This is a genomic window from Bacillus sp. AP50, assembly GCF_040492675.1.
Classification (GTDB): domain Bacteria; phylum Bacillota; class Bacilli; order Bacillales; family Bacillaceae_G; genus Bacillus_A; species Bacillus_A cereus.
Genome location: NZ_JBEUTW010000459.1, coordinates 1 through 6,038, shown reverse-complemented (window position 1 = coordinate 6,038; position 6,038 = coordinate 1). Strand labels below are relative to the sequence as shown.

The window sequence follows — 6,038 nt, the reverse complement described above, 5'->3', positions numbered from 1 at the left end:
ATTAACAACTGAGTATTATAAAACACCCGAATGTGCAAATAACTTATATAAAATAAATTCGATTACAAAAAGTATCGTATCTTTATTAATTGGTATTGCAGTTGATAAGGGCTATATAAATGATATACATACACCGATCACAGAGTGGATTGAAAATGTACCTAGGGGAAAACATAATTTAACACTATATCACTTATTAACAATGACTACTGGTGAGGACTGGAAAGAGTTTGGGAATGGAGTAGTATTCCCAAATGACTTTGTAGAATCACAGAACTGGGTACAGTACATATTAGAAAAGCCAATAATTGAAGAACCTGCTACAAAAATGAATTATAATTCAGGTTCTTCTCATTTACTGAGCTATATTATTCAAGAAGCTACTGGAATGTCGACAGAGCGGTTTGCAAAGAAATATTTATTTAATCCATTAGAAATTAACGAATACGAGTGGCAACAAGATCCGCAGGGTATATATGTCGGCGGCTTCGGTATGAAAATGAAATCTACCGATTTATTAAAATTAGGAAAATTATGTTTGCAAAATGGATATTGGAATGAAAAAGAAATTGTATCAGCGAAATGGTTAGAAGAGTCAAGTAGGGCGCATTTTGAAACATATGAACATGTCGGCGCATATGGATATCACTGGTGGGTATTACATACCGAAAGATTTCACATACCGTATTGTATATATTTCGCTATGGGATACGGCGGACAATACATCGTTATCATTCCTCAGTTAGAAGTAGTAGCTATTATAAGTAGTCATATGCCAAAACGTGGGCTCGTTCCATTAAAACTATTTATTGAGCATGTACAGGGAAATTCTAATTATATATAAGAAAAGGAGGGAATGTATGAAGGATGAAAAAATTTTATCTTTATTTAGATTCTGTTTAAGTCTTCTAGTATGTAGCGCCATTATTACGCAATTCATAATCAGGGCACAAGTGAAACCGTTCAATCCAGTTAACTTTTTTAGTTTCTTTACTATCGAAAGTAACATTTTAGTTGCATGTATTCTCCTTTTAAGTAGTATCGGAACAGCTACATTTGGTCGCTCAGAGCAGTTTAGTATACTTCGTGGTGCGGCGACGGTATATATACTTACGACAGGACTCGTTTATTTTTTGTTACTAAGAGGGTTAGAAGAGTCACTTCAAACGGCAATACCATGGGTAAATACTGTGCTACATTATATCATGCCGATTACAATGCTTTTAGATTGGATTTTAAATCCACCTATTAAGAAAATCACTTGGAAACAAGCTGCAAGTTGGCTTTTATTCCCGTTTTTTTACGTTGTATATAGCTTAATACGTGGTCCAATCGTGAATTGGTATCCATATCCGTTTTTAGATCCGAGAATAGGTGGATATGGTAAAGTACTTTTATACAGTATAGGGATAGCAGTTGTAATTGGTGCTATTTGTATATTGGTAAGATTTTTAGGGAATCGAAACTTTAGAAAAGAATTTTAGAAATGCAAGAACCCCACTGTGTCTGTTTTTAACAGTGGGGGTTTCACTTTATCCAGCTATTTGTCGGGCTGCCCGTAAAAGTCCGATTGGTGAGGGCTGATGATTAGTGGGAGATGAACAAAACCCCCACTGATTAAGGTTTCACTTTATCTACTCGTCTTCTGAAACGACAACTTTATAAATTTCTCCGTCTTCGTTTCAAATTCTACATCAACAAAAACACCGTATTCTTTTCCGTTCTCACGTAACCACAATTTAAATTTTTCAACAGTTATTTGAACTGTTTTTGGTTTTCTACCTATATGAAGATAGTCAATAATTTCTGCTTTTGGGTATTGTTCTTTCGTCTTTTCTACGGCAAGTTTACCCCATTTGGCATACGGCGGCTGCGCATGAACAATTGATGAGCCTGTATATATATTTGAACATGTTGTTAGGAACAGAATGACAAGTGCGACACGTTTTAACAATTTTTTCATGATGAACTCCTTTTATCCTTTTTTATATTGTTTACATATTTTTTCAACGATATTAGTTTGGATTTTTTTGTCTTCTTTACATAAAAGCGAGGCTTTTACAAAACATAACCAAGAAATCATTTCCGTAATTAAGGAGGGAAAATTATGCGCCAAAAAGCTATTTTTAAAATAGCAGTTTTACTTGCGTTCATAGGACTGTCTTTAATGGTCAGTAGTATACAATTAAAGAATGTAGAAGCTTTTTCTAATCAAGTTATTCAAAGAGGAGCATCTGGCGAAGATGTCATTGAACTGCAATCTCGTTTGAAATATAACGGGTTTTATACGGGAAAAGTGGATGGTGTTTTCGGATGGGGTACATATTGGGCACTTCGGAATTTTCAAGAGAAATTCGGATTACCCGTTGATGGTTTAGCTGGAGCTAAAACGAAGCAAATGCTCGTGAAGGCAACGAAGTATGACAAGTCAACTGCTAATAAAGGGACGACAACGAATAAAGGAAATAGCGGTGGCACTGCACAAGAGAATAAACCACCTCAAAATAAAGGGACAAATGTTCCGAACGGTTATTCTCAAAATGATATTCAGCTTATGGCAAACGCAGTATACGGAGAATCACGCGGTGAACCATATTTAGGACAAGTTGCAGTAGCTGCTGTCATTTTGAACCGTGTTACAAGTGCGTCATTCCCAAATACTGTTTCAGGTGTAATCTTTGAGCCTAGAGCATTTACAGCGGTAGCCGATGGGCAAATATATTTAACGCCAAATGAAACAGCAAAAAAAGCAGTTTTAGATGCGATTAACGGATGGGATCCAACAGGAAATGCTTTATATTATTTCAATCCAGATACCGCGACTAGTAAATGGATTTGGACTCGTCCACAAATTAAAAAAATCGGTAAACATATTTTCTGTAAATAGAGCGGAGGTGGGACAATGTTACGAGGTATTATCATTGTATTATTAACAGTCGGTGTAGTAGGAACAGGCTATTGGGGCTATAAAGAGCACCAAGAGAAAAATGCAGTTTTAATTCGAGCGGAAAATAGCTATCAACGTGCATTCCATGATTTAGCATACGAAGTCGATTTATTACACGATAAAATTGGCACAACACTTGCGATGAATTCACGATCATCTTTATCACCTGCATTAGCGGATGTATGGCGTTTAACATCTGAAGCTCGCTCAGATGTAGGGCAACTTCCTTTAACATTAATGCCATTTAATAAAACGGAAGAATTTTTAGCGAATATCGGTGATTTTAGTTACCGTGCAGCCATTCGTGATTTAGAAAAAGAACCGTTAAATGAGCAAGAATATAAAACGTTGCAAACTTTATATTCAAATGCAGGAAATATACAAGATGAACTAAGAAAAGTACAACATCTTGTTTTGAAAAATAATTTACGCTGGATGGATGTAGAAATGGCACTTGCATCAAATCGCGATCCAGCAGATAACACAATTATTGATGGATTGAAAACTGTAGAGAAAAACGTAACATCATATTCTTCTACAAACTTCGGACCGACCTTTACAAGTGCGCAAAAAAATAAAAAAGGCGGATTTGAAGCGGAAGGAAAGGCAATTTCTAAAGATGAAGCGGCGAAAATTGCCAAATCGTTTTTGAATTTAAAAGGAAATGAAAAAGTAGATGTTGAGAAAAGCGGAAAAGGTGCGAAAGAATCCTTCTATAGTGTGAAAATTAAAGATGAAGCAACGAACAACGAGTTCTATATGGATATTACCGGAAAAGGCGGATATCCAATTTGGGTTATGAATAACCGCGAAATTAAAGAACAGAAAGTTAGTTTAAACGATGCAGGTAGTAAAGGTTTGAAATTTTTAAAGGACCATAAGTTTAATAATATGGAGCTTTATGATAGCTCTCAATATGATAATGTTGGTGTATTTACGTATGTAGTAAATGAAAATGGAGTACGAATTTATCCAGAAGCAATCCAAATGAAAATTGCTTTAGATGATGGTTCTATCGTTGGGTTCTCCGCAAAAGAATATTTAGCGTCACATCAAAAGCGAACAGTTCCATCGGCAAAGCTAACTGCAGCAGAAGCAAGAAAGAAAATCAATCCGGATGTAAAAGTCATGGAAGAACGTAAAGCTTTAGTAGTCAATGATTTGCATAATGAAGTACTTTGCTATGAATTTGTAGGCACTTTAGGAAAAGATACGTACCAAATATTCATTAATGCTAATAGCGGGGCCGAGGAAAAGGTAAAGAAAATGCAAGCTGTTGAAAAAATTTATGATTAAACCTTAATAGTGAAGTGGTGAAAATAATGAAAACTCTAATATATATATTGATGCTTTGCTTCGTTATAACTGGATGCAGTATTGGAAAAAAAGACAATCCAAACGAAAAACCGGAACAAAAAAATGTTTCAATGAAAAATGTTAATTATACGAATAAATCAAATAAGCCAAATGAAAAAGCAGCAGATCATTTAGCATCTTTAGCGGCAAGTGTGCCAGGTGTGAATGATGCAACCGCGGTCGTTGTTGGAAAATATGCTATTGTAGGTATTGATGTCAAAGCAAAACTTGATCGAACTCGAGTTGAATCAATTAAATACTCTGTTGCAGAAAGTTTAAAAAATGACCCTGACGGTGCTAATGCAGTCGTTGTAGCAGATGTTGATACGTATGAACGGCTCAAACAAATTGGAAAGCAAATTAAAAAAGGAAAAACAGGTGAAGGTATACTAGATGAATTAGCCGCTATTGTGGGCCGAGTAATGCCACAAGTTCCAAATGATATGATAGAAAATAGAGAAACGAATCCAATTAAGGATAATGATAAACAATTACCAAAAGATGAAGAACAAGAGTTAAGAAAAGAACAGAATGATCAATCAAATAATCATTTGAATAAATGAAATTAGCCTCGTACTTAATTGTACGAGGTTTTTAAATATAATATTAAATATTCAGTTTATTTTTAAGGAAAAATATGGTTTAATTATGATGGGAGGGACAACTGTTATGATGAAAAAAAGCGCATGTATATTGTTTGGTTTATGCTTAGGTTTCAGTATGACAGCGTGTGAACAGAGAAAAGAAGTGAAAAATCAAACAGCAACTTCTTCTACTGTGATGGAAAGGCAACAGAAAGAGTCTATCAATATAAATCATTTTTCGAGTATAAATGAAGGGATGACTTATACAGAAGTGAAAGATTTAATTGGTTTTGAAGGAGATTTACTTATAGAAGAAGGGGTAGAACATTCTACACAAATTAAACAAATTTTTGCTTGGAAAGGGAACAATCCAAATTCATTTGTTGAAATTACCTTTTTAGATGGAAGAGTGCATTCAAAAGCACAGCAAGGTATAAGTTAATAAGCTAAAAAATGGGAGAGTTTAGCATGAACATACACACAGGGGAAATTCAATTAGTTCCGTATAAGGAGAAATATAAAGAAGTTATACAAACATTTACTTTACCAAGTGAACAAGTTCAGTTTACATCAGATCCAAGCGCATTACTGGAGAAAGCAAAAAGTGATCGTACAAAAAATGTGATTGTTATTTTAGATTACAATGGGGTACCGGTGGGTCTTTTCGCATTGGAAACGGGAGATAGAGTAAAGGAGTTCACAGATAATGAGGATGCTTTACTTTTAACATCATTTTCTATTAATCACAATAGACAAAGAAAAGGATTCGCTAAAAAGTCATTGTTATTATTAGAAGAGTTTGTAAAACGTTATTTTCCAATAAAAAATGAAGTTGTACTTGCTGTGAATGAAAGAAATATTCCTGCACAAAATTTATATGCAAAAGTCGGCTTCCAAGATAAAGGTTTTAGAAGAATGGGACCAATAGGCCAACAAATAATAATGCATTTGTCTATAATGAAATAATGAGATAGAAAACTTACTCTTGAATATTCATGTAGTAGGTTTTTTTATCTTAATAATATACAATATATGTATATAAAATGAAATAGAAATGAAGGATATAAAAAATAAATTAAGATAGAAAATGGAATATCGTTGGGGGAAGAGTGATTAAAACTGGGATTGCAGTTTTTCTTACAGTGTTAGTT

Annotated in this window: 8 protein-coding genes; 7 read left to right on the top strand and 1 reads right to left on the bottom strand. The window is 34.3% G+C overall.

The features are described 5' to 3' along the window. A partial coding sequence (locus ABWK52_RS24605) for a serine hydrolase domain-containing protein (protein WP_353772197.1) occupies positions 1-844 on the top strand: 844 nt, incomplete at its 5' end. Positions 845-860: 16 nt separating this feature from the next. After that, on the top strand, positions 861-1,484 hold the full coding sequence (locus ABWK52_RS24600) for a Pr6Pr family membrane protein (RefSeq protein ID WP_000650952.1): 624 nt from the start codon (positions 861-863) through the stop codon (positions 1,482-1,484). A gap of 146 nt (positions 1,485-1,630) precedes the next feature. On the opposite strand, the gene ABWK52_RS24595 is transcribed toward ABWK52_RS24600, so the two are convergent. Continuing rightward, entirely contained in the window at positions 1,631-1,963 is a 333-nt protein-coding gene (locus tag ABWK52_RS24595; RefSeq protein WP_000734903.1) for a DUF3889 domain-containing protein, read from the bottom strand. A 144-nt stretch (positions 1,964-2,107) separates the two neighbouring features. Between ABWK52_RS24595 and sleB the strand changes: the two genes are divergently transcribed. The 5 genes from sleB (at position 2,108) to ABWK52_RS24570 (ending at position 5,853) form a co-directional block, all read left to right on the top strand. After that, positions 2,108-2,887 carry a spore cortex-lytic enzyme gene (sleB, locus tag ABWK52_RS24590; protein WP_001249053.1) on the top strand — a complete coding sequence of 260 codons (780 nt, stop codon included), beginning with the start codon at positions 2,108-2,110 and terminating at the stop codon, positions 2,885-2,887. Between the two features lie 15 nt (positions 2,888-2,902). Beyond that, on the top strand, positions 2,903-4,243 hold the full coding sequence (gene ypeB / locus ABWK52_RS24585; RefSeq protein WP_000943727.1) for a germination protein YpeB: 1,341 nt from the start codon (positions 2,903-2,905) through the stop codon (positions 4,241-4,243). Between the two features lie 26 nt (positions 4,244-4,269). Next, positions 4,270-4,866 carry a YhcN/YlaJ family sporulation lipoprotein gene (locus ABWK52_RS24580; RefSeq protein WP_000854054.1) on the top strand — a complete coding sequence of 199 codons (597 nt, stop codon included), beginning with the start codon at positions 4,270-4,272 and terminating at the stop codon, positions 4,864-4,866. 106 nt (positions 4,867-4,972) lie between these two features. Then, positions 4,973-5,329: a hypothetical protein gene (locus ABWK52_RS24575; RefSeq protein WP_000976435.1), complete on the top strand. Its 357-nt coding sequence runs from the start codon at positions 4,973-4,975 to the stop codon at positions 5,327-5,329. Between the two features lie 11 nt (positions 5,330-5,340). Continuing rightward, positions 5,341-5,853: a GNAT family N-acetyltransferase gene (locus ABWK52_RS24570; RefSeq protein ID WP_002061531.1), complete on the top strand. Its 513-nt coding sequence runs from the start codon at positions 5,341-5,343 to the stop codon at positions 5,851-5,853. The last annotated feature ends 185 nt before the right edge of the window (positions 5,854-6,038 follow it).